Annotated in this window: 20 protein-coding genes; 10 read left to right on the top strand and 10 right to left on the bottom strand. The window is 67.7% G+C overall.

The window, feature by feature from the left end; all coding sequences use genetic code 11:
- Positions 1-16: 16 nt before the first annotated feature.
- Positions 17-580: an N-acetylmuramoyl-L-alanine amidase gene (locus tag PJ250_RS00920; RefSeq protein ID WP_271646688.1), complete on the bottom strand. Its 564-nt coding sequence runs from the start codon at positions 578-580 to the stop codon at positions 17-19.
- An 86-nt stretch (positions 581-666) separates the two neighbouring features.
- Between PJ250_RS00920 and PJ250_RS00915 the strand changes: the two genes are divergently transcribed.
- From PJ250_RS00915 to PJ250_RS00895, 5 genes are all read left to right on the top strand, one after another.
- Complete coding sequence (locus PJ250_RS00915; RefSeq protein ID WP_271646687.1) at positions 667-1,158, top strand: MOSC domain-containing protein; 492 nt, start codon at positions 667-669, stop codon at positions 1,156-1,158.
- On the top strand, positions 1,155-1,682 hold the full coding sequence (locus PJ250_RS00910) for a YqiA/YcfP family alpha/beta fold hydrolase (RefSeq protein ID WP_271646686.1): 528 nt from the start codon (positions 1,155-1,157) through the stop codon (positions 1,680-1,682). Before PJ250_RS00915 ends, PJ250_RS00910 begins: the two co-directional genes overlap by 4 nt.
- Positions 1,683-1,724: 42 nt before the next feature.
- Positions 1,725-3,863, top strand: a complete 2,139-nt coding sequence (rlmKL, locus tag PJ250_RS00905; RefSeq protein ID WP_271646685.1) for a bifunctional 23S rRNA (guanine(2069)-N(7))-methyltransferase RlmK/23S rRNA (guanine(2445)-N(2))-methyltransferase RlmL — start codon at positions 1,725-1,727, stop codon at positions 3,861-3,863.
- 747 nt (positions 3,864-4,610) lie between these two features.
- Positions 4,611-5,891: an MFS transporter gene (locus tag PJ250_RS00900; protein WP_271646684.1), complete on the top strand. Its 1,281-nt coding sequence runs from the start codon at positions 4,611-4,613 to the stop codon at positions 5,889-5,891.
- Positions 5,892-5,976: 85 nt separating this feature from the next.
- Positions 5,977-7,248 (top strand): MFS transporter, encoded by a 1,272-nt coding sequence (locus PJ250_RS00895; RefSeq protein WP_271646682.1) that lies wholly within the window; start codon positions 5,977-5,979, stop codon positions 7,246-7,248.
- Between the two features lies 1 nt (position 7,249).
- On the opposite strand, the gene PJ250_RS00890 is transcribed toward PJ250_RS00895, so the two are convergent.
- From PJ250_RS00890 to PJ250_RS00865, 6 genes are all read right to left on the bottom strand, one after another.
- Positions 7,250-8,674, bottom strand: coding sequence for an MFS transporter (locus PJ250_RS00890; RefSeq protein ID WP_271648474.1), 1,425 nt, complete (start codon positions 8,672-8,674; stop codon positions 7,250-7,252).
- Positions 8,675-9,482: 808 nt separating this feature from the next.
- Positions 9,483-10,328: an alpha/beta fold hydrolase gene (locus PJ250_RS00885; RefSeq protein ID WP_271648473.1), complete on the bottom strand. Its 846-nt coding sequence runs from the start codon at positions 10,326-10,328 to the stop codon at positions 9,483-9,485.
- A gap of 171 nt (positions 10,329-10,499) precedes the next feature.
- Positions 10,500-11,432 (bottom strand): alpha/beta hydrolase, encoded by a 933-nt coding sequence (locus PJ250_RS00880; protein ID WP_271646680.1) that lies wholly within the window; start codon positions 11,430-11,432, stop codon positions 10,500-10,502.
- 34 nt (positions 11,433-11,466) lie between these two features.
- On the bottom strand, positions 11,467-12,207 hold the full coding sequence (locus PJ250_RS00875; RefSeq protein ID WP_271646678.1) for an SDR family NAD(P)-dependent oxidoreductase: 741 nt from the start codon (positions 12,205-12,207) through the stop codon (positions 11,467-11,469).
- Positions 12,208-12,260: 53 nt separating this feature from the next.
- The gene (locus PJ250_RS00870) at positions 12,261-12,557 is read right to left on the bottom strand and encodes a putative quinol monooxygenase (protein ID WP_271646677.1); all 297 of its coding nucleotides are present in this window, start codon (positions 12,555-12,557) and stop codon (positions 12,261-12,263) included.
- 65 nt (positions 12,558-12,622) lie between these two features.
- The gene (locus PJ250_RS00865) at positions 12,623-13,258 is read right to left on the bottom strand and encodes a hydrolase (protein WP_271646676.1); all 636 of its coding nucleotides are present in this window, start codon (positions 13,256-13,258) and stop codon (positions 12,623-12,625) included.
- Between the two features lie 432 nt (positions 13,259-13,690).
- Between PJ250_RS00865 and PJ250_RS00860 the strand changes: the two genes are divergently transcribed.
- A complete protein-coding gene (locus PJ250_RS00860) occupies positions 13,691-14,587 on the top strand; it encodes a LysR family transcriptional regulator (RefSeq protein WP_271646675.1) in 897 nt (298 codons plus the stop codon).
- Positions 14,588-15,260: 673 nt separating this feature from the next.
- Here PJ250_RS00860 and PJ250_RS00855 read toward each other — a convergent pair.
- From PJ250_RS00855 to PJ250_RS00845, 3 genes are all read right to left on the bottom strand, one after another.
- A complete protein-coding gene (locus tag PJ250_RS00855; protein ID WP_271646674.1) occupies positions 15,261-17,936 on the bottom strand; it encodes a M1 family metallopeptidase in 2,676 nt (891 codons plus the stop codon).
- 101 nt (positions 17,937-18,037) lie between these two features.
- A complete protein-coding gene (locus PJ250_RS00850; RefSeq protein WP_271646672.1) occupies positions 18,038-19,339 on the bottom strand; it encodes a DUF445 domain-containing protein in 1,302 nt (433 codons plus the stop codon).
- Between the two features lie 39 nt (positions 19,340-19,378).
- Positions 19,379-20,749: a GntT/GntP/DsdX family permease gene (locus tag PJ250_RS00845; RefSeq protein ID WP_271646671.1), complete on the bottom strand. Its 1,371-nt coding sequence runs from the start codon at positions 20,747-20,749 to the stop codon at positions 19,379-19,381.
- A gap of 173 nt (positions 20,750-20,922) precedes the next feature.
- On the opposite strand from PJ250_RS00845, the gene creD reads away from it, so the two are divergent.
- From creD to PJ250_RS00825, 4 genes are read left to right on the top strand one after another with little or no spacing between them, the layout of a single operon-like run.
- Positions 20,923-22,245: a cell envelope integrity protein CreD gene (gene creD, locus PJ250_RS00840; RefSeq protein WP_271646670.1), complete on the top strand. Its 1,323-nt coding sequence runs from the start codon at positions 20,923-20,925 to the stop codon at positions 22,243-22,245.
- Positions 22,245-22,637, top strand: coding sequence for a hypothetical protein (locus PJ250_RS00835; protein ID WP_271646669.1), 393 nt, complete (start codon positions 22,245-22,247; stop codon positions 22,635-22,637). The genes creD and PJ250_RS00835 overlap by 1 nt, the downstream gene beginning before the upstream one ends.
- A complete protein-coding gene (locus tag PJ250_RS00830; RefSeq protein WP_271646668.1) occupies positions 22,634-23,257 on the top strand; it encodes a GNAT family N-acetyltransferase in 624 nt (207 codons plus the stop codon). The genes PJ250_RS00835 and PJ250_RS00830 overlap by 4 nt, the downstream gene beginning before the upstream one ends.
- Positions 23,254-24,138 carry a carbon-nitrogen hydrolase family protein gene (locus tag PJ250_RS00825; protein WP_271646667.1) on the top strand — a complete coding sequence of 295 codons (885 nt, stop codon included), beginning with the start codon at positions 23,254-23,256 and terminating at the stop codon, positions 24,136-24,138. The genes PJ250_RS00830 and PJ250_RS00825 overlap by 4 nt, the downstream gene beginning before the upstream one ends.
- The last annotated feature ends 93 nt before the right edge of the window (positions 24,139-24,231 follow it).

The following is a 24,231-nucleotide window of genomic DNA, read 5'->3' as shown; positions in this document are numbered from 1 at the left end:
CTGCGCAGGCTGGGCGTCAGGGCAGCAGGCGCTCCAGCGGCACCTGCGCCAGGACCGCGTCCCAAGGGAATAGCGGGCCGGGATCGCGTTTGCGCGGCACGCGGATCGACGGGTCGTCCTCGGCCGGCACCTGCGTGGTGTCCAGGTCCTCGTGGCCGGCGATGAAGCGCAGCGCCGGCAGCGTCTGGCGCAGCTGTGTCAGCAGGGCGACCAGGGCCGTGATCTGAACCGACGGGTAGGGCTCATCCATGGCCTGGTGGCTGGCATGCAGCCAGTGCGGCCAGCGCCCGGTGTTGACCAGTTCGATCCCGACCGAGCGCGGGTTCCAGCCGCGCACCTGGTGGGCGACCCGCTCGGGCGGGATCCAGCACTGGGTCGCGCCGTCGCGGTCGATGTACCAGTGCCCGCTGTTGCCGGTGCCCGAGGCATAACGCACCTGTTCGCCGTACTGGCGCGCGGTGGCCAGGTCGGGCAGCTCGGTGCAGTGAATGACGACCAGGTCGATCTGGTCCAGCGGGCGGGCGTCGAGCAGGCCCGCGTAGGGCAGTGGATCGAGCGGAATCAGTGCGGCGTGCGGCATGCCCGGGATGCTACACGTCCCGGGTGGCCGAGCGCGGCGCGTTAGACTGCGCACCCCCGGCCGCGCGCTGTCGTCCCTGTCCTGCCATGCCTTTTAACCCCGATTCCCCCCTGGCCAAGCTGATGGCCACCTTGCCGCGTGCCGGCGTGGTGGACTGGATCGGTGTGCGCCCGGCGCGCGATGTGCCCATGATCGCCGCCGAGCGCGTCCAGGTCGTCGCCGGCGCTGGCGTCACTGGCGACCGCTACAAGGGCGGCAGCGGCAAGCGGGGGCTGACCCTGATCCAGGCCGAGCACCTGCCGGTGATCGCCGCCCTGGCCGGGCTGGACGCGGTGGACGTCGCCACCCTGCGCCGCAACGTGCTGGTCTCGGGCATTCCGCTGATCGCGCTGAAGGAGCGCCGCTTCCGCATCGGCGGGGTGGTGCTGGAAGGCACCGAGCCCTGCGACCCGTGCTCGCGCATGGAGGACGCACTCGGCCCCGGCGGCTACAACGCCATGCGCGGCCACGGTGGGCTGTGCGCGCGGATCGTCGAAGGCGGCACCTTCGCCGTCGGCGATGCGGTGGTGCCGCTGTGATCCGCGGCCACGTCATCCTCTCGCACGGGTTCGAAAGCGGGCCCGAGGCGACCAAGGTCACCGCGCTGGCACAGGTCGCCGAGGCGGCCGGCTGGAGCCACGAACGCCCCGACTACACCGACCTGGACAGCCGCAGCGACATCAGCGAGTTGGGCGATGTCGGTGCGCGCCTGGTACGCCTGCGCACGCTGGCCGCGGCCGCGGCCAAAAAGGGGCCGCTGGTGCTGGTCGGTTCGAGCCTGGGGTCTTACATCTCTGCACAGGTGTCGCTGCTGGTGCCGGTGCATGCGCTGTTCCTGATGGCGCCGCCGACCATCCTGGGCCCCATGCCGGCGCTGGATGCCGCGCAGGTGCCCGTCTCGATCATCCACGGCTGGGACGACGAACTGATCCCGGCCAAGCACGTCATCGACTGGGCGCAGGCGCGGCGTGCGCGCCTGCTGATGGTCGATGACGACCATCGCCTGGCCGCTCACGTGGACGCGGCCGCACAGGCGTTCGCCGCGCTGTTGGCCGGGTTGTGACCGCCCTTGCGGCATGCGTGCCGATTTCCATTCGAGGTTGAAGTGAAGTTCTACGTTTCCTGCGCCAAGGGGCTGGAGTACCTGCTGGTCGACGAGCTGGTCGCGCTGGGCGCGTCCAAGGCAACCGCCACCGTCTCCGGCGTCAATGCCGAAGGCACGCTGCACGATGCGCAGCGCGCGGTGCTGTGGTCGCGCCTGGCCAGTCGCGTGCTGTGGCCGATCGGGGAGTTCGATTGTCCCGACCAGGATGCGATGTACGACGGCGTGTTCGCGCTGCCGTGGACGCAGCATCTGCGCAGCGAGCACACCCTGGCGGTGGACGCGCACGTGTCCGGCGAGGCGATCACGCACGCGCGCTTTGCCGCGCAACGGATCAAGGATGCGGTGGTCGACCACCTGCGTGCCGAAGGCCTGGAGCGGCCGTCGGTCGACGTGGACGAGCCGGACGTGCGCATCAACTTCTCGCTGCGCAAGGGGCGGGCCACGGTGTCCATCGACCTGGGCGGCGGCCCGCTGCATCGGCGCGGCTGGCGCCAGGTGCGCAACGAGGCGCCGCTGAAGGAAAACCTCGCCGCCGCGGTGCTGCTGCGCGCTGGCTGGTTGCAGTCCTACGCCGGTGGCGGTGGCCTGCTGGACCCCATGTGCGGCAGTGGCACGCTGCTGATCGAAGGGGTACTGATGGCGGCCGATGTCGCCCCCGGCCTGCAGCGCCACGGCAGCCTGCCGCCCTCGCGCTGGCTGGGCTTCGATACGGCGCAGTGGAACGCACTGCTGGACGAGGCGCGCACGCGCGAGGCCGCCGGCCGCGCCAAGCTCGGCCAGGTCGCCTTCGGCAGCGACATCGACCCGCGCGCCATCGACGCGGCCCGCGCCAGTGCGCGCGAGGCCGGGGTCGAGGAGGCCATCGTGCTCCAGGTCTGCGATGTGGCCCAGCTGCCCGCACCGCCGATCCGGCGCGGCGTGGTGGTCTGCAACCCGCCCTACGACGAACGCCTGGCCGCCGATGCCGCGCTGTACCGCGCGCTGGGCGATGGCCTGCGCGGCGCAGTGCCGGATTGGCGCGCCAGCCTGCTGTGCGGCAGCGCCGAGCTGGCCATGGCCACTGGCCTGCGCGCGCAGAAGAAGTACCAGCTGTTCAACGGCGCGATCGAGTGCGCGCTGATTTTCGTCGATCCCATCGCGCCGCCGCAGCGCGTGGTCCCCGACGCGCCGGCCGAGCTCAACGAAGGCGCGCAGATGGTGGCCAATCGCCTGCGCAAGAACCTCAAGAAGTTCAAATCCTGGCGCCAGCGCGAGGACGTGAGCTGCTACCGCGTCTATGACGCCGACCTGCCCGAGTACGCCGCCGCCGTGGACCTCTACCAGGAGGCCGAGGGCGCGCGCCGGCTGTTCCTGCACGTGCAGGAATACGCCGCGCCGGCCAGCATCCCCGAGGCCGACACCCTGCGCCGCTTCAACGAATTGCTGGCCGCGGTGCGCCAGGTCTTCGCCGTGCCGCACGAGCAGGTCGCGGTGAAGTCGCGCGCGCGCGGCAAGGGCGGCAGCAAGTACGGGCGCATGGCACAGCAGGGCGAGTTCGTCGTGGTCCACGAACATGGCGCGCGCCTGCGGGTGAACCTGTTCGACTACCTGGACACCGGGCTGTTCCTGGACCATCGCCCCCTGCGCGGACAGATGGCCGCCCAGGCACGCGGGCGGCGCTTCCTCAACCTCTTCAGCTACACCGGCGTGGCCAGCGTGGAAGCGGCCGTGGCTGGCGCGGCCAGCACCACCAGCGTGGACCTGTCCGGCACCTATCTGCAGTGGTGCGCGGAGAACCTGCAGGAGAACGGCATCGGCGGCGCCAAGCATCAGCTGGTGCAGGCCGACGTGCTGGCCTGGCTGGAAGCCGACCGCGGCCAGTACGAGCTGATCTTCTGCGACCCGCCGACCTTCTCCAACTCCGCGCGCGCCGAGGACTTCGACGTACAGCGCGATCACGTGCGCCTGCTGCGCGCCTGCATCGCGCGGCTGGCGCAGGGCGGGGTGCTGTACTTCTCCAACAACTTCCGCCGCTTCAAGCTGGACGAGGCCGCCGTGGCCGAGTTCGCGGTGTGCGAGGAGATCAGCCTCAGCACCATCGGCCCGGATTTCGAGCGCAACGCCCGCATCCACCGCGCCTGGCGCCTCACGCGCGCCTGATGGCAGTCGTGGGAGCCGCCATGGCGGCGATAGCGGCGGTCCCCACCACATAGCGCCGAACTCGCTCGACCGAGGTCAATCTGTAGCGCCGAGCTTGATCGGCTGAGGCCAGATCTGTAGAGCCGAGCTTGCTCGGCTGAGGCTTTCCTGGGAAAGCCCCTGGCCGATCTGGCGTGATAGAGGCCTTCTTCGGTAACGTCCCCGCCGAGCAAGCTCGGCGCTACGGATCGGTGCCGCCATGGCGGCCATGGCGTCGCTGGGGAAGTCCACGCCGCTGACGATCCAGGGACACGTTGACGGACGTGTGTGGCGCTTCTGCGATGAAGTGAGATCGGGCGCGGTTGCGCGCGACGCCGTCAGGCGGCAGCGCCAGCAGCCTCCCGCAGCACCGAGATCGCTCGGCCAAGGCCCGGATCTGTAGCGCCGAGCTTGCTCGGCTGAGGCTTTACCGGAAGCGCCTCTGGCCGCGCAAACGTGGCGGGGCCTTCTTCGGTAACGCCCCCCGCCGAGCAAGCTCGGCGCTACAGATGGGCGCCGCCAGCCGACCGGTCGCCGACATTGGGCCTGGGATAAAGTGGAACGCGCACCGCACCGCACCGCACCGCACCGCACCGCACCGCACTGCACTGCACTGCACGCGCGCCACGGACGGCGGAAAACACCATCCGGCTGGCGCACCACTGCGCCTGTCCATGTGACGGCCCCGACCGCTAAGGTGTCCGGCCGCCTTTGATCGACTCCCCGCGCATGTCCACCGCCACCGTCCCGCTCCGCAACGATGCCAAGGTCCTGACCCTGTCGGCCCTGGGCGGCGCGCTGGAGTTCTACGATTTCGTGGTCTTCGTGTTTTTCGCCAAGACCCTGGCCGGGCTGTTCTTCCCGGCCGACATCCCGGCCTGGCTGGCACAGCTGCAGACCTTCGGCATCTTCGCCGCCGGTTATCTGGTGCGGCCCATCGGTGGGGTGGTGATGGCGCACTTCGGCGACCGCATCGGGCGCAAGCGGCTGTTCGCTTTCAGCGTGTTCCTGATGGCGCTGCCGACGCTGTGCATCGGCCTGCTGCCCACCTACGCCCAGGTCGGCGTGCTGGCGCCGCTGCTGCTGCTGTTCCTGCGCCTGCTGCAGGGCCTGGCGATCGGTGGCGAAATGCCGGGCGCCTGGGTGTTCGTGGCCGAGCATGCGCCGCCGAAGAAGGTCGGCTTCGCCGTGGCCAGCCTCTCGGCCGGCATCAACGTCGGCACGCTGATGGGCTCGCTGATGGCCTCGGCGATGGCGCACTTCTTCACCCCGGCCGAGCTGGCCGGGCACGCCTGGCGCATTCCGTTCCTGATCGGCGGCGTGTTCGGTTTCATCTCGGTGTGGCTGCGGCGCTGGCTGGATGAAACGCCGGTCTTCGCGCAGATCCGTGCGCGCCGCGCGCAGGCGCAGCTGCCGATCAGGGAAGTCCTGCGCCACTACCGTGGCGGCGTGCTGGTCTCGATGTGCGTGACCTGGATCCTGACCGCCGGCATCGTGGTGGTGATCCTGATGACGCCCACGCTGATCCAGTCCTCCTTCGGCATCGCCCCGGCGCTGGCCAGCGAGGGCAATGTGCTGGCGGCGGTCTGCCTGGTCATCGGCTGCGTGTGGACCGGTGTGCTGAGCGACCGCATCGGCCGTGCGCCGGCGCTGCTGGTGGCCTCGCTGTCGCTGCTGGTGGCCGTCTATCTTCTGTATTTCGATCTGGCCAATGGCGGGCGCCACTTCCTGCCGCTGTACGCGCTGGCCGGTTTCACCTCTGGCGTGGCGGGGGTGACCCCGGCGGTGATGAGCGCCTCCTTCCCGGCCACGGTGCGCTATACCGGGCTGGCGCTGTCTTACAACCTGGCCTACGCGATTGCCGGCGCGGCCACGCCGCCGCTGGTGGCCTTCCTCTCGCGCCAGGTCGGGCCGCTGGCCCCGGCGCACTACGTGGCAGGCGTGGCCCTGGTCAACGTCGCCCTGGCTTGCTATCTGTGGAAGCGCCCGGCCGTCGAAGCCGCCGCCTAGTCCCGCGCCCGCCGCCTGGCGGCCGCCGCACATCCGGGCCGCCGGCCCGGTATCGTGTGCCGCCTTTGGCCCGAACCTGCCCGTCATGTCCACCGCCACCGTCCCGCTCCGCAACGATGCCAAGGTCCTGATCCTGTCGGCGCTGGGTGGGGCGCTGGAGTTCTACGATTTCGTGGTCTTCGTGTTTTTTGCCAAGACCCTGGGCACGCTGTTCTTTCCGTCCGACATGCCGGCCTGGCTGGCGCAGCTGCAGACCTTCGCCATCTTCGCCGCCGGTTATCTCGTCAGGCCCATCGGCGGGGTGCTGATGGCGCACTACGGGGACCGGATCGGGCGCAAGCGGCTGTTCGCCTTCAGCGTGTTCCTGATGGCCGTGCCCACGCTGTGCATCGGCTTGCTGCCCACCTACGCGCAGATCGGCATCGCCGCGCCACTGTTGTTGTTGCTGATGCGGCTGGTGCAGGGCCTGGCCATCGGGGGTGAGATGCCGGGCGCCTGGGTCTTCGTGGCCGAGCACGCGCCGCCGGGCAAGGTGGGCTTCGCCATCGGCACGCTTTCGGCCGGCCTGAGCCTGGGCCTGGTGCTGGGCGCGCTAGCGGCCTCGGCGATGGCGCTCTGGTTCACCCCGGCGCAGGTGCTGGGGTATGCCTGGCGCCTGCCCTTCCTGCTCGGTGGCGTGTTCGGCCTGGTGTCGGTGTGGCTACGGCGATGGCTGGACGAGACCCCGGTGTTCGCCCGCATGCGCGAGCGCAAGGCGCTGGCGCGCCTGCCGATCCGCGAGGTGCTGCGTGACCACCGCGGTGGCGTGCTGGTGTCGATGGGCGCTACCTGGGCGCTGACAGCGGCCATCGTGGTGGTGATCCTGATGACGCCCACGCTGGTGCAGTCATCCTTCGGGATTTCCGCCGCGCGAGCGAGCGAGGGCAGCGTGGTGGCCTCGGTCTGCCTGATCGCCGGCTGCCTGTGGACCGGCATGCTGTCGGACTGGATCGGGCGCGCGCCGGCGCTGCTGGTGTCCTCGCTGGCGCTGATGGCCGGCGTATACCTGCTTTACATCGACCTGGCACACGGCGGGCAGCATTTCCTGCCGCTGTATGCGTTGGCGGGCTTTACCGCCGGCGTGTCCGGCGTGGCGCCAGGGGTGATGGCGGCGGCGTTCCCCGCGCGGGTGCGCTTCACCGGGCTGGCCCTGGCCTACAACGCGGCCTACGCCATCGCCGGGGCGCTGACGCCGCCGTTGATCGCCTACCTCGCCGCACGCGCGGGTGCGCTGGCGCCTGCGCACTACGTGGCGGTGGTGGCGCTGGTCAACGTGGTACTGGCGCTTTTCCTGTGGAAGCGCCCGGCGCAGGCCTGACTCAGGCCGCCGCCTTGGTGCGGTGGCCGGACAGTTCGGCCCCGACATCCGGGGCGAACTTCAGGTGCCACCAGGTCGAAGAGAGCGAGATCAGCGTGACCACGATGAAGGCGGCGGAAAAATCCGCCAGCTGCGGGCGCGGGTCATGGCCGATGGAAATGGCCACCTTCAGGATCAGCGCGCCCACGCACACGCCCACCGACAGCATCAGCTGCTGCAGCGTGGTGTACAGGCTGGAGGCGGTGCTCATGCGGCGAGTGGGCACCGCCTCGTAGGCCACCGTGTTGTAGGCAGCGAACTGGAAAGACATGAATGCCCCGCAGCCCACCAGCAGCACGAACATCACCCAGTCCGGCCAGCCCGGCCGGAACAGCGCGCAGACCGCATAGCCCAGGCTGGCCAGCACGCCATTACCGATCAGCCCGCGCCGGTAGCCCACGCGGCGCAGCAGCCAAGGCGTGAGGATGCGCATGATCAGCGCCCCCAGTGCGGTGGCCAGCACCAGCCGGCCTGCATGCGCGGCGCTATAGCCAAAAGCGAGCTGGAACAGCAGCGGCAGCAGGAACGGCTGCGCGCCCTGGGTGATGCGCATCAGTGAGCCGCCCACCACCGACAGACGGAACGATGCGATCTTCATCAGGCTCAGATCCAGCAGCGGCGCGGCGTGCCGACGCGCATGCCACACATAGCCGAACGCGGCGACCAGACTGACGGCCATCAGCGCCGTGGCCCGCTCCAGTCCGTCGCGCTGGCTCACCATCTCCAGGCCGAACAGCCCGCAGCCCAGACACAGCCCGCACAGGACGAAACCGCGCAGGTCGAACGCCTTGGGGTCGTCGGCCGCCTCGATATAGGGGATCAGCCGGCGCACCAGCACGAACCCCATCAGCCCGATCGGGATATTGATGTAGAAGATCCAGTGCCAGCTCCAGTAGCTCACCAGCAGGCCACCCAGCGGCGGACCCAACAGCGGGCCCAGGAAGGCCGGGACCAAGGTCCAGGACATCGCCGAGACCAGGTTTTTCCGCTCCACCACGCGCAGCAAAATCAGCCGGCCCAGCGGCGCCATCATCGAGCCGCCAGCGCCCTGCAGCAGTCGCGCACCGACCATCATCGGCAAGGTGGTGGCTAGTGAACACAACACCGAGCCGGCCACGAACACCACGATCGACGCACTGAACACGCGCCGCGCGCCATAGCGGTCGGCCATCGCGCCACTGGCCGGGATGCCGATCGCCAGCGCCAGCAGGTAGGCGGTCATGGCGATGCTCATCGCCGGCGCCGAGGCATCGAAGTCCCGCGCCATCGCCGGCAGCGCCGTGGCCAGCACGGTGGCATCGAGCTGCTCCATGAAGATGGCGCAGGCGATGATCAGGGAGACGACGCGGTAGTCCGGCGTCTTGCGGGGTGGACGCGTCGCCGGCATATCCGGCCGCGCCTGTGGGGTAACAGTCACAGCAGAAGATCCTGGGCGCCGCCGCAACCCAGGTCAGCGGGACGGGGTAGGGCGGCAGCGCCGGAAAGGCAGGTGCGCGCAGGATGTCGCACCGCAGCATGGTGAATTATTCGCCGTTGTCATGGGGGCGGCAACTTGAGGCGTCACCGTTCGTTCCGTCAGCCGGGACGTGTGATGGCAATCCCGGCCACCCAACTGCTGAGTGAGACAAAGCGAGGAGCAGGCCGACGACGTCGCCCCGGGCATCCCCGGGCCAACCAACCCGCCCTCGCTTCGGCCCATACCTTGCCTGGCGACTGATACGTTGGATGCGGTTGCGAGAGGCGCGATGCGGTGCCAGCAGGTACAGGCGCCGGTCCTACAAGATAGCTGGCAGGCGCTTCGCGCACGCCGCCGATCGTGCGCTTCGGACTGAAGCGCTGCGACGTGCAGATCTCCTCGACGATGTTATGGATCCTGCACACGTCCCGGGAGATGGCATCGCCAGAGGTGTCTCATCTGCAGGCGCGCTGTAGGGCGGCGTCTGTCGCCTGGTCCCATTGACGAACCAAAGACACCGCCGCGGTTTCCCACGCGGCGATGCTCCAGAACATCCGCTTCAAGCCAAGCCGATCATTTCACTAGCGTCACCGCGTCCTGGTTTGGCGGTCAGGGCGCTGCACAGGCCGATGCTTTCGCGCGCCTGTCGCCAGGCCAAGGAGGTTGCAGCAGCACGGTGCCGGGCCGGCGACTCTCACCATTCGGGTATGGCTGCCGGCGAAGCCGCCTCCCGCCTAGCTCATCGTGAATCACGCTCGATGAAAGCCAGGATGTCGGCGTTGATGCGATCTGGGTGCGTGGCGAACAGGCCATGTGATAGCCCTGGATACGTCTTCAACGTTCCGTTCGACAGGAGCCTGATCGATTTCTTTGCCGAGGCGGCGATCGGGACGATCTGATCATCCTCGCCATGCAAGACGAGCGTTGGCACAGTGATTGCCTGAAGGTCCCCCGTCAGATCAGTTTCCGAGAAAGCCTTGATGCCGTCATGATGCGCCTTCGCACTCCCCATCATGCCCTGCCGCCACCAGTTCTGGATCATGCCTTCCTGGACCTCGACCCCCTCGCGATTGAAGCCGTAGAACGGCCCTGACGGGACATCGCGGAAAAACTGAGCACGATTGCCGGCGAGCGCCTCCCGGAAGCTGTCGAAGATCTCCATCGGCGTGCCTTCGGGATTGCTCCCGGTCATGAGCATCAACGGCGTAATGGCGGCAATGAGAACAGCGTTGGCCACGCGGCCCGCCGGTTCGCCGTGGCGCGCCACGTAGCGCGCCACTTCGCCGCCACCTGTTGAATGACCGATATGTACGGCGTCGCGAAGATCCAGCGCGGTGACAACGGCAAAGGCATCGGCGGCGTAATGATCAATGTCATGCCCATCACCGACCTGCGAGGAGCGGCCATGTCCACGCCGATCATGCGCGATCACGCGATATCCCTTCGACAGGAAGAACAGCATCTGCGCGTCCCAGTCGTCGGAACTGAGGGGCCAGCCATGATGAAACATGATTGGCGGGGCGTCGCTTGGGCCCCAGTCCTTGTAGAAGATTTCTACGCCGTCATTGGTGGTGATGAAACTCAATGGCTGGTCTCCTTGATAAGTGCCGTGGATGCTGAATGTGCGACGGGTATCCGTTCCGCGGGATCCTTCATTCATCGATCCGCGCCTTCGAGCCGCGGCACGCGTTTTGGGGGTTTCACCAAGCCTGTCGGCCGCCGCGCTTGCCGACTTGCTTGAAATGGTGCGTGGTGATCACTTCGAAAGATGCCCATCAAAATGGGCCACGAGGGAGGCCACAGCAGGGTCGACATATTGCGGCTTGTCATACAGGTCATAGTGGTCTGCACCCTCGATCACCACGAAGTCCTTGCGGTTTCTCGCGCGCTCCCATAGCGATTTGCTCGCTTCGTAGGAGAAGGTGGTTCCCAGCTTTCCACCGACAATGACCAGGGTCGGCTGGACGAGCAGTTCGCCCACCAAGTGAAACGCGTCGTAACCGACCAGCAGCGCATCGCCGATCGCAAGACGCTGGTTGGTGCGCGTTTGGCTGGCGCCGCGCTCTGTCATGTAAAAATCAATGGCATTGAGCGTTGACGGATCTTCAATACCGGCCGCTTTCGCCTGTTCCGGGGTGGGCAGCCATGGCTCTCGCTTGGCGGCAGCGCCCCGGGCCTGCGCGGTGCGTTGGCGGCCAATGTCGGTCAGCAGCTTCTCCACTCCGTCGGCCGCATTGCCCATGCGTCGAAACGACGTGCCGATATCGCTTGCGACCACGGTGCCAACTGCCTTGAACCGCCGCTCGATCATCGCGGCACTTATGGCGTAGCCGCCGCCCGCACAGATGCCGAGCAGTCCGATGCAATCCTCGTCGACGAATGGCAGCGTAACCAGGAAGTCGACCGCGCTGCGGATGTCTTCGATACGCGCTGCGGGGCTTTCCAGGTCTCGCGGTTCACCGGTGCTCTCGCCCTGGTAGGACGGGTCGAAGGTGAGCGTGACATACCCCCGTGCCGCCAGCTTCTCGCCATAGATGCCCGGCGCCTGCTCTTTGGTGCTGCTCCCGGGACCAGAGATCACGATCGCGGGGTAGCCGTTTCCCTCCTTGAAATCCGCTGGCAGGCGGAGTTGCCCGGCGATGAGGTGGTGGTGGCTCTTGTACGTGATGCGCCGCAGTTCGATGCTCACTAGTTCCTCTAAGGATTTCGCCGGCTGGGTCCGCTCAGGCGAGCGCGCCGCCGTCCGCGTTCAGGATGGCCCCGTTGATCACGCTCGCGGCTGAACTCGCAAGAAAGACCACCGCGTTCGCAACCTCCCCAGGTTCGCCGAAGCGTCCCAAGGGCGACAGGCTGCGCTGGAAATCCGCACCCGGGCCATCCGCCGGGTTGGCGTCGGTGGCGGTCGATCCGGGCTGTACGAGGTTCACCGTAATGCCAGTCGGGCCCAATTCACGCGACAATCCGCGCGTAAAGGCGACGAGCGCGGCCTTGGACATCGCATAGGCCGTTACACCCGGGAATGGCACGCGCTCTCCAAGACCTGAGCCGATCGAGATGATGCGTCCACCCCTGCCAAGATGCGGAATAACCGCCTTGGCGAACAGCACGGGCGCCCGCACGTTGACATCCATCAAGGTCTGATATTCATTCATATCGAGATCGGCGAGCGGCCCGTTGAGGCCCACCGCCGCGCTGTTCACGAGAATATCGATCCCGCCTAACGCGGATACCGCATCGTTCACGGCTCGCGCGACCGCTTCGGCGTCCGCGCTATCGGCCTGGATGGCGACCGCACGCCGACCTGTGTCTTCAATGGATTTTCTGACAGCTTTTGCCTTCGCGGCTGCATTTTGATAGGTGAACGCCACATCGGCCCCATGCTCGGCCAGCGCGGCGGCGATCGCGGCACCAATGCCCCGCGATCCCCCGGTCACTAGGGCCCGCTTCCCATTTAGATCGATCATCTTTATATCCTCCTAGCCGATGGGCCGGCGATTGGCGTGGTTTCGCCGTCTCCTCAAACGACGCGCTTTAGGACGTAGGCGAATTCGCGCGCTTCGACGTGGGCAATCCCGTTGTCGTGGAAATGCTGGATATGCCGGCCATGTTCATGGTGCTGCATCCGCAATTCGGTCGATGACCATGCTTCGACGAAGACGAACAGGCCGGGTTGATCCTGAGCCTCGAACAGGTCGTAGCGAAGATTGCCTGCTTCGCTGCGCGAGGGCGCGACCAGCGCGGACAGCTCGCGGCGCAGTATGTCTTCCCTGCCGGGCTTGGCTCTTAGCCCGACGAGGACAGTCAGTTCGGTCACCTTGTTTTCTCCCTGAAAGAGGGGCCGGCAACCTTCACGGATGCCGCCCGCTCGGACGTCAGACATTATTGGTTCGCGGCGGCTTTTTCAGGATTGAACCCGTCGAAACTCTCGAACACGTCCATAAAGCCGGGCACGGTTGCCTCGCGCGCCCAGTCGCGCTGGAGTTCGCAGTACATCTGCACCCGACTGATCAGCTTGCCGCCGGCTTGTTCGATCCGGCGCAATGCCGTCTCGTGCGCGGCGAGCGAGGTGCCGCCCACTGCATCGACTGGCACGTAGACCTCGTAGCCTTCCTGTATCGCGTCGAGCGCGGGGAAGGTCAGGCAAGCCTCGGTCCAGAGCGCGGTCATGATCAGCTTGCGCCGTCCGAGTGCCTTCACCGCGTCCTTGAATTGGGTGTCCTCCCAGCTATTGATCGAGGTCCGGTCATAGGTCGGCAGATGGCCGATCACGTCCTGCAGTTCCTGGATCGGTGGCTTGTTGCGACCGGTGGCAATGTTGACCGTCGAATGGACGATCGGAAGACCGTAATTCATTGCCGCCTTGGCGGTGCTGGTGATGTTGAACACCAGTTCCTCGCGCGGCATTGATCGGATGGAGGAGACCTGGATCGGCTGGTAGTCGATGATGATCAATGCGGAATTGGCTGGCGTCAGGAGCTGATCGGTGAGGGGGGAGCGGATCGTTTCGCTGGTCACGGCTAGTGCTCTCTCGTGTGGTGAAGGGAAAACATGGATCGGCTGGGAAGCGCAGCTTGGCGTTGCGCCGGTGACCTGGTTGGTTTGACGGCGACGCGCGGGAGCTCGCCCTGGGAATGCACAACACACCATCCTGGTTCCCGGTGCTGGCTATCGCCGCGGGCCTTCGTTCGAGCTTTGGGACGACCCCGCCTCTTGCCGCGTAACGCACCAAGGCGGTCCGGTGATGGGCGAAGCGTTCGTTTCTGGGTTCGCATGCCGTCGGCGCGCAAGCCGACCGTGAGGCGACTTTGGAGTGACATCCATGTCTTGACCGGCGTTAGGGGGGGGGGCAGGCCGCTGCAACAAGGCATGAGGCGATGTTGCCCGTGCGATGCTTGCTACGGTAGTGAGGCAAGCTGCGAAACTGTGTCGCACTTTGGGGAACGCCGGATGGATATCGAAGAACTGCGGACATTTGTTGAAGTCGCCGATTCCGGCGGTGTGACCGCCGCCGCGCAACGGCTCGGCATTTCCAAATCAATCGTGAGCCGCCGATTGGGGCGGCTCGAAAATGATCTGGGTGTTCAACTATTGGCCCGGACGACACGCGGTGCATCGCTCACAGAAGCCGGCGCGACGTTTCGTGACTATGCCGCCAGGGTCACCAGCGAAATCGACATCGCCAAGGAGACAATTCTTCCCGCTGGCGAGCTGCGTGGCCGGTTACGCATCGCAGCACCCTTGTCCTTTGGTCCCACGCATCTAGCATCGGTCTTTGCAGAGCTAGCGCGTCAGCATCCAAGCCTTCATGTCCATGCCTGCTATAGCGATCGGCACGTCGACCTGGTGGCCGAGGGCTATGACTGCGCGATACGTCTTGGCTACCTTCCCGACTCCAATTTGATTGCTCGGCGTGTCGGGCCGATTGTTGGCAGGCTGGTCGCGACGCCGGGCTATGTGGCGGAGTTCGGTTCGCCAGAGGTCCCGGATCAGTTGCTTTCTCATGAATGTCTCATGCAAGGCACCGAAAGCTGGCAATTCATGGACCGAGAGCGGGTGGTCACTGTCCGGCCCCGCGGCCGTTTCAAGGCAGACAACGGAACGGCGCTTGTGGCTGCCGTCCTGGCGGGGCTTGGGATCGCGATGCTTCCCGAAGGGCTTGTCGTCGAGCATCTTGCTTCCGGTGCGCTCGTCTCGGTCATGGCGTCTTATCCGGTGCGTCCGGCGGGCATGTTCGTTGTGAGACCACCCAGCCCGCACCCGTCGCGGAAGGTGCGTGTGCTGACCGAAATGCTGATCGAGTGCTTCGCCGATCTTCCCGAGGTTCCGACGCAGGCGCGGGGTTGAACCTGATCAGAAGCCTGCATGGAGCCGTAGCTGGGTCAGATTCGTTTACTCCGCACGACGTCCAGACTCGACGTCACGCGCTTGTCGCACATCGGGCACCGCCCTATGATCCGCGGCCGCCCGAACCTGGACCGACGTATCGGCGCTGACCGCGCTGACGACGCCATACGCTTGGACAAATTGGCCAGCCGCCTCGACCAACTGCACCTGTGGGCCGCCGTCGGCGCGGCGCCGGCCACAACGGACCCGCACCCGCGCAAGGCGGCAGCGGTGGGGAGCTCAGGTGGTCGGAAGGCATCCACATTGGGACGTGGCGTGCGTGTCGGAGTACGGGCGCACCGTAGTCCCCGTCGGCGCATCCAGGACTCCGCGTCCGCACAACTGCCGCTGTTCGGTGCTGCGCCTGCTTCGGCGCAACTGGTGCTGTTCTAGAGGTCTCGATTGGTGAGCGTCCGCGCCATGTAGCGTGGAGGTGAGTGATGACGTATGTCGGATGCGCGCTCGCGCCATTGTTCTTCGGGCCAGCCGAAGCGCCGAGGACGCACCGCCAGGGCGGTCTCATCTGCAGAAACGCACAGATGTGGCTTTCTCGCACGGTGTCATTGACCAAACAAAAACGCCGCCGCGGTTTCCCGCGGCGGCGCTTCAACACATCGACTTCAACCCAAGCCGATTACTTCACCAGCGTCGCCGGGTCCTGCTTGGCGGTCAGGGCGCTGCACAGGCCGATGCTTTCGCGGGCCTGCTGCAGGCCGCGGATGGCGCCGGGCAGGTCCTTCAGGCGGGGCTCGAAGAAGGCCTGCAGGCGGTCCGATTCGCCCGGGGTGCAGGCACCGACAGCGGCCACGCGCGGCAGTGAGCCACCGGCGAAGGCGCCGATGCGGTCGTGGATGGCGTCGTAGTTGGCGGTGAACCAGTTCCACTGCGCATCGCGGTCGGCCAGGGTGGCGTGCTTGCCGGCGGTCAGCAGGTAGCGCATCTCGCCCACCTTGACGTCCTTGCTCAGGCCGAAGCTGCGGACCTTGGCGGCCAGGGCCGGGTCTTCGATCTGGCTCAGCGCGGCCAGCATGGCGTTGCGGTGGGCCGGGTCGATCACGCCGGGCAGGGCGGTCATCAGTTGGTCGACGGCCGGGGCGCCGTGCACCTGCACGCTCACGCCCAGCGCAGCCGGCAGCAGGTCCGGGTTGGCCTTGTCGAAGTCCAGCGTCTTGCCGCCGGCCAGCACGGCATCACCCTGGGCGAGCAGGGCGTCGCGAACCGGGGCGACCTTCATGTCCAGGGCCAGGAAGCTGGCCAGGTGCGCGCGCAGCAGGGCATCGCTGCCCTCCTCACCGGGCTTGCGGGTGTAGCCCAGCAGCTGCATGCGCGGCAGGTAGGCATCCTGTGCCCACTTGGACAGGGCCGCACGCTGGGCGTCGGTCTTGGCCAGGCGGCCGTACAGCCAGGACAGGCGGTCGGTCGGGACTTCGGCCACTTCGCCCACCTTGTCGCCAGCCAGCGGCTTGAGCGCGGCCAGCACCTGGGCGGGGTTGATCTCGCCCAGGCTGAAAGCCGCGTTGACGCCGTCACCATAGGCCAGCTTCTCGGTGTCGCTGAGCTGGCCCACGCCGGTGGTCAGCGCCTTGAGCGCCTTGGCATCCAGGCCGATGCGGTAGTAACCGGCGGCTCCCGCGTTGGGCATCACCCAGCCGCCCTTCTTGGCGCCAGGCAGGGCCAGGGTGCCGCTGGCCGCCGACAACAGGGTGCAGGCCTTGTCGCTGCCGGCGGCGGTCTGGTAACGCACGCAGACCGGCACGCCCCAGGTCTTGGCAGCGTCACCGGTGCTGCCGAGCGGCAGGTAGCGCTTCTGGGTGAGCTTGAGCACGACCTTGCCGTCGGCATCGGTCACCTCGGTGTGCACGTAAGGCACGCCGGGCTGGTCCAGGAAGCTGTTGAAGGCCGCCTTGAAGTCCGCACCCTTGTCGGCGGCGCGGGCGATCTCGCTGACCAGGTCGTCGGCGGTGGCATTGCCGAACTTGTGGTCCTGGATGTACTGGCGCATGCCCTTCTTGAAGGTGTCCTCGCCGACATAGTTCTCGAACATGCCCAGCACCGCCGCACCCTTCTGGTAGGTGATGCCGTCGAAGGCGTTCTCAATGTCGCCGCTGCCGGTGATCTCCTGGCGCATCTTGCGCGTGGCCACCAGCGCATCGCCGGACATCGCACCCTGGGCGCCGCGCACGCGGTCCAGGTCGGCGCGGTACTCCGGATGCACCTTCATCGTCACCTTCTGCTGCATCCAGGTGGCGAAGGACTCGTTGAGCCACAGGTCGTTCCACCAGGCCATGGTCACGGTGTCGCCGGTCCACTGGTGGGCCAGCTCGTGGGCAATCACGTTGAAGGAGGATTGCTTGTAGCTGGTGGCCGAGTTGTCATCCAGCAGCAGCAGGAAGTCGCGGAAGGTCACCAGGCCGGCGTTCTCCATCGCACCGGCGGAGAAGTCCGGCGCGGCCAGCAGGTCCAGCTTGTCCCACGGATAGCCGAAGCCGTAGTAGTCCTCCAGCGTGTGGATGATCACCGGGGTGGAGTCCAGCGCGAGCTTCATGCGCGGGCCCTTGCCGGCCGGCGCCACGCCGCGCAGGGGCAGGGTGCCGCGACGCTCGGGCGTGGCGGTGATGCCTGGGCCGTCGACGATGTCCCACGGGCCCACGGCGAAGGCGACCAGATAGGTCGGCAGCGGCAGCGTGCGCGAGAAGGTCAGCGTCTTCCAGCCCTGGCCGGCGGGGGTTTCCTTCACCTGCGAGGTGTTGGCCACGCCCTGCAGGTCGCTGGGGATGGTCAGCTTGATGTCGTAGGGCGTCTTGAACGCCGGCTCGTCGAAGCCGGGAAAGGCGAAGCGCGCGCTGATCGGCTCCATCTGCGTCATCGCGTAGGGCTTGCCCTCGTAGGTGACCTTGTACAGGCCTTCCAGCTCGCCATTGAACGGTGCGGTGTAGGCGATGGTCACGGTCAGCACCTGCGGCTGCAGGGTCTTGCCGAAATCGATGCGGGCCACGCCGTTCTGCGCGTCGGCGGCCACGTAGGTGGCCGGGGCGGCCTTGCCGTCGGCGCCGGCCACGGTCACCTTGGAGACCTTCAGTTCCTTGCCGTCGACCCACAGATGGTCGCTGGCCTGGGTGAGCTTGACGTGGATGGTGGTGGTGCCGCTGAAGCTGTCTTGCGCCGGGTCGATCTTCAGGTCCAGCGTATAGTCCTGCGGCACGGCCCAGCCCGGCAGGTGGCCGCTCGGCACGGCGTCATTGGCGGCAAAGGCACTGGCGCTGCAGGCGGCCAGGGCCAGGGCAAGCAGCGAACGGGTGGGTCGGCGCATCGCGCGGCTCCGGTTGGCGAAAAGAGAACCGCCACCGTGCCGCCACCCGACCCGCCGGGACAGTGCCACAAGGCATGGGCCGGCGAGGCCTCCCGGAACCTTCACACGCCCCAGAACACCACCACCGCATGCAGGAGCAGCCCGATCAACCCGCCCACCAGGGTGCCGTTGAAGCGGATGTACTGCAGGTCGCGGCCGACGGCCAGTTCCAGCACGTCGACCAGCTGGCGTTCGTCCCAGCCTTTCATGGTCTGGGCGATGTGGCTGGTGACGCCGCTGCGCAGGCGGGCGGTGAGGCTTTCGGCGGCGGTGGTGAGGTGGGTGTTGAGCGCGTCACGCAGCGAGGGATCGCGGCCCAGAGCCTCGCCCAGAGCCTGCAGCGAGCGTTCCAGGTGGGCGGCCAGGCGCGAGTCGGGGTTCTCCAGATCGGTGCGCAGGGCGGCATGCACCTGGTCCCACAGCCCGCGCACGTAGTCCTGCACGGCCGGATGATCGATCAGGTTCTGCTTGATCCGTTCCACGCGCGCGGTCAGGTCCGGGTCCTCGCGCAGGCGCACGACGTAGTCCGACAGCCAGGCCTCGTAGTCCTGGCGCAGGGGATGCTCGGGGGTGGAGAGGACCTGCTGCAGTTCGTCCAGGGCGGCGGTGGCGATGCGCTGGGCCAGCGCGTCGCCGATTTCATCCACCGGCTTGATCAGATCCACCGTGCCCATCAGCTTGGGCCACTCGCGCCGCGCATAGCGCACGATCAGCGCCGAGGCGCGCGCCTTGAGTGCCGGGTCGTCCAGCCAGCGGCCGATGCGCTTGAGGGCCTCGTCCAGCAGTTCCTGGTGGCGGCCGTCGGCGGTGAGGATGCCCAGCACCTCGCCGGCGGTCCCGGCCGCGTTCCAGCGCCGCAGCCGGTCGATGACGAAGCGCTGGATCGCCGTGCGCACGGCCGTTTCGTCCAGCAGGTTCAGGGCCTGCAGGGCCCAGCCGCGCGCCATGCCGGCCAGCATTTTCGACTGCGTCGGCTCGGACAGCCACTGGCCCAGGCGCGTGGCCGGGTCGAAGACGCGCAGCTTGTCCAGCAGCGCCTCGGGCGCCAGGAAGTGGTCACGGACGAATACCGCCAGACTGTCGGCCAGCCGCGCCTTGCCGCGCGGGATGATCGCCGTGTGCGGGATCGGCAGGCCCAGCGGTCGGCGGAACAGCGCCACCACCGCGAACCAGTCGGCCATCGCGCCCACTGCGGCGGCCTCACAGAAGGCGGCCACCCACGCCCACGGGCCGCGCAGGCCCATCGCGTGGCTCAGGGCGAAGCCAGCCAGCATCAGCAGCAGCAGGCCGAAGGCGGCCAGCTTCATGCGGCGTAGGCGCAGGCGGCGGGGATCGTCGGCGAGGCCGGTCAGCGATTCGGTCATGCAGCCAAGCCTAGCGCGTGTGATGCAAACCGCCTGCGATCACGCGAACAGCCGCCACAGCAACGCGGTGCCGGCCAGGCCGACCAGCGACACGATGGTCTGCAGCACCGACCACACCAGCACGGTCTGCTTGAGCTTGAGGTCGAAGTACTCGCGCACCATCCAGAAACCGGCGTCGTTGACGTGGCAGAAGAACACCGAGCCGGCGCCAATGGACAGCGCGATCAGCGCGCCCTGCGTGGCCGGCAAGTGCGCGACCAGCGGGGCGAGGATGCCAGCGGTGGTGGTCGTGGCCACCGTGGCTGAACCGGTCGCCTGGCGAAGCGCAACGGCGATCAGCCAGGCCAGCAGCAGGAAGGGCAGGTGCGCCGCCTGGGCGACCTTGGCGATGGTGTCACTGATGCCGGCGTCCAGCAGCACCTGCTTGAGGCCGCCGCCTGCGCCGATGGTCAGCAGCAGCGCGGCGATCGGCGGCAGGCTCTTGAGCAGTACCTTGTTGACCCGCTCGCGGCCCAGTCCACCGCCCCAGCCAAGCACCACGATGGATGTGAGCACGGCAAGGGCGAGGGCGACGATGGGTTCGCCGAGGAAGCGCAGCCCGGTCGAGGCCAGCGAGCCTTCCGGCAGGGCGACCTTGGCCACGGTCGCACCCAGCATCAGTGCCACCGGCAGCAGGATGATGGCCAGGCTCGCGCCGAAACCCGGCTGTGCGGCGGGTGCCTGACGCGAGGCGTAGAGGGCTTCCATGTGATCCGGCACCGCGATCGCCATGCGGCGCGAAAGCCATATCCCGTAGAGCGGTCCTGCCAGGATCACCGCGGGAATGGCGATCACCAAGCCGAACAGCATGGTGAGGCCCAGGTCCGCGTGCAGTGTGCTGACCGCGATCAGCGGGCCCGGATGCGGCGGCATCAGCGCATGCAAGGTGGTCATGCCGGCCAGCGCGGGGATGGCGATGCGCAACAGCGGCTGCTCGGACCGGCGCGCCATGACGAAGATGATCGGCACCATCATCACTAGGCCGACTTCGAAGAACAGCGGTAGGCCGATCACCAGCGCCACCAGCGCCATGACCCAGGGCAGCGCCTTGCCCTTGCCGAGCTTGAGCAGGGTCGAAGCGATCCGGTCGGCGGCACCGGTGTCGGCCAGCATCGCGCCCAGCATGGCGCCCAGGGCGATGATCAGGCCGGCGTCACCCAGCAGGTGTCCCGCCCCGGTGCTGAAGGATTTGGCGAGCTTCTCGGCGGGCAGGCCGATCCCGAGCCCGGCGGCGAAGGTGCCGATGAGGATCGACAGAAACGGGGGCAGCTTGGCCACGCTGATCAGGACGATGATGCAGGCGATGCCAACCAGGGCGCAGAACAGCAGGCGTGAATCCTGCGCAAGCCAATGCACGGTGGTGAAATCCAACGGGTTGCTCCAAGGATTCTGACTAATCTGTCAGTTTAGCGCCGGATGCGGTGGTGGCAGCCTGGGAAGGTGAGGGCCGGCTGGCGCACTTCACATTGGCTTCAAGATGAGCTCAATCGCCACCCACAGGGGGCGCGCACGCTGCGTGCCATCGACCCTGGCCGGAGGCCCGCATGAAATCCCTCAAACTCGTCCTGCGCTTTGCCGTGGTCGGTGTGCTGACCCTGGCGCTGCTGATCCCGCTGACGATGATCCGCAGCAAGATCGCCGAGCGCACCGCCTACCGCGCCGAGGCGGTGGAGCGCGTCTCGCGCAGCAGCGCGGGCGCCCAGCGCCTGGTCGGACCGCTGCGCGCGGTGCCCTACACCGATACCCACGAGGAGTCCTATACCGACGACAAGGGCGTGGCCCGCACGCGCACCGTGCATGAGCCCGGTGTGCTGTTGCAGGCTCCGCAATCACTGAACGTGCACGGCCAGCTGCGTCCGCAGACGCGGCGGGTCGGGCTGTTCGACGTGCCCACCTACGTGTGGGAGGCGCGGCTGGCGGCACGCTTCGGGCAGGAACTGCCGGCGTTGCCGGCCGGTGTGTCGCGCCGCTACGGCACGCCTTATCTGCTGCTGGGCGTGCAGGATGTGCGCGGCCTGATGGGCACCCCCAGGCTCACCGTCGACGGCGCCGCGCTGTCGCTGGTGCCGGGTACCCGCGACTTCAACGCACATCTGCCGGGCATCAGCGCCACGCTGCCTGTGGTGGAGGACGGGCATGTCGCCGCAGGCGAGGTCTTGGTGGACTTCTCCCTGGCCGGCACGGAGGCACTGGACGTGGTGCCGGTGGCCGACGACACCCGCGTGCAGCTCGCCTCGGCGTGGCCGCATCCTTCCTTTACCGGCGACTTCCTGCCGGTGCGGCGGCAGGTGAGCGGTGCGGGCTTCGACGCGCAGTGGGCGGTGTCCTCGCTGGCCAGCCAGGCCCAGACCCAGCTGCAGCGGCTGCGCGCGCAGGACGTGGCGCTGGATGCGCTGCGCGTGGAGCTGGTCGACCCGGTGGATGTCTATACGCTGGCCGACCGCGCCAGCAAGTACGGGATCCTGTTCGTGGTGCTGACCTTCGTGGGCTTTGGCCTGTTCGAGCTGATCAAGCGCCTGCCCATCCACCCCATGCAATACCTGCTGGTTGGCCTGGCGTTGGCGATGTTCTTCCTGCTGCTGATCAGCCTGTCCGAGCACATCGCCTTCTGGATCGCGTACCTGGTCTCGGCGGTGGCGTGCATCGGGGTGCAGTTCGTCTACCTGTCCGGCGTGCTGCGCGGCTGGTGGCGCGCGGCGGGCTTCGCCCTGGGGCTGACCGCGCTGTATGGCGCGCTCTATGGCCTGCTGATCTCCGAGGACAACGCGTTGCTGATGGGCTCGCTGCTGCTGTTCGGCATCCTGGCCACGATCATGGCCATCACCCGCAAGCTGGACTGGTACGCGCTGTCGGCGGAGTTGCGCTGATGCTGATGCAGGGACGCGCCGTGCGCCATGCGGCGCGTCGCCTGCCATCGATCCTGTCGGTGGCAGGCGTGCGCGTGGAAGAGGGGCTCACGCCGCTGTTGCTGCCGCTGCGGCATGGCTGCGAGGGCGCGGTGGTGTTCCAGCTGGCCGAGGCCACGGTCCGGGCGTTGCGGGAGCGTCCCACGGTGTTGCTGGGCCAAGCGCTTGCGCCGCGTTGCGTGCATCTGTCGGCCTGGCGTCCCTGGCGCCTGCTGCGCAGTGCCCGATACGGCCTGCTGTGGCTGAGCGCGCAGCGCGACGGGCCGGCCTGGCTGGTCGTCGCGCCGGAAGACGGCGTTGCGGTTTACCTGTGGCGGGACAAGAAGACCGGGTGCGCTAAATTGACGCCATGACTTCGCCCGACCACGCGTCAGCCGCGCACCGGATCACCGTGGTGCGCGGTGCCGATATCGCCCCGCATCTGGATGACCTGGCGCGTCTGCGCATCGCCATATTCGCGCACTGGCCGTACCTGTACGAAGGCAGCCTGGATTACGAACGCCAGTACCTGGCGGCCTACGCGCGTTCGCCGCGCAGCGTGTTCGTGCTGGCGCAAGCCGGTGACGCCGTGGTGGGCGTGTCCACCGGGCTGCCGCTGCTGGACGACACCGAGGCGTTCTCCAAGCCGCTGGCCGAACAGGGCCTTGATGCGGCGCGGGTGTTCTATTTTGGCGAATCGGTGCTGCTGCCGGAGTGGCGTGGTCGCGGCATCGGACATGCGTTCTTCGATGCGCGCGAAGCGCATGCGCGCGCGCTGGGGGGCTTTGACACCACCGCGTTCTGTGCGGTCGACCGCGACCAGGACGATCCGCGCCGGCCGGCGGGCCACCGCGACAACGATGCCTTCTGGCACAAGCGCGGCTACACGCGCCGCGACGGCCTGACCGTGACCTTGCCCTGGCGCGAGCCGGCGCGCGGCGAGGTCACGCATACGCTCACCTTTTGGACCCGACCCCTGGAGCCGCAGGCATGAAAGTCGCCGTCGCCAAATATCCCATCGGCCAGCCGCGCGACTTCGACGCCTTCGCCGAAAAGCAGGTGCATCTGCTGCAGCAGGCCGCCGATGCCGGCGCGCGCATCGCGGTGCTGCCCGAGTACCTCTCGCTGGAACTGGCCGCGACCTTTCCGGTCGCCGTCAGTGCCGACCTGCTGGCCTCGCTGGAAGCGACCCAGCAACACGCCGAGGACTTCCTGCACCTGTACGCTACCCTGGCCCAGCGCATGGGCTTGCACGTGATCGCTGGCAGCTTCCTCACCGCTGCCGGCAACGGGCGTTATCGCAACCGCGCGCACTGGTTCACCCCGGATGGGCGCAGTGGCTGGCAGGACAAGCTGCAGCTGACCGGCTTCGAGAAAGCCGCGCAGGTGATCGAGGGCGGGGAGGAGGTACGGGTGTTCGAGGCCGACGCCATCCGCGCCGGCATCGCCGTCTGCTACGACGCCGAATTCCCGCTGCCGGTGCGCGCCCAGCAGCAGGCCGGCACGCGCCTGCTGCTGGTGCCCAGCTGCACCGATACCCAGGCCGGCGCCACCCGGGTCAAGGTCGGCTGCCTGGCACGCGCCCTGGAGAATCGCGTGTTCGTCGCCCAGTCGGTGACCGCCGGCATCGCGCGCTGGAGCCCGGCGCTGGACGAGAACACCGGCGAGGCCGCGCTGTTCGCGCCGATGGATGTCGGATTGCCGGCCGATGGCGTGGTCGCGCAAACGAGCGGCGAGCAGGTCTGGGCCGTCGGTGAGCTGGATTTCGAGGCACTGGAGGCCAGCCGCGCCCGCGCCCAGGTGGCCAACGATCGCGACTGGGATGGGCAGGACGCCCCCGCGCTGCGCCGTGCGCGGGTCGTGCCGTTGGCCTGACGCAAGCGTCATGTCCGGCCATGACCGATGGCCGGCGGCAATCCCCGCGCCGCACTGGCAGACTCGTCCGGTTGATCAACCACAACGGGGAAG

It is taken from the genome of Pseudoxanthomonas sp. JBR18, from assembly GCF_028198165.1.
Classification (GTDB): Bacteria; Pseudomonadota; Gammaproteobacteria; order Xanthomonadales; family Xanthomonadaceae; genus Pseudoxanthomonas_A.
The sequence above is the reverse complement of the archived record's forward strand: the minus strand, read 5'-3'. Positions and strand labels throughout refer to the sequence as shown.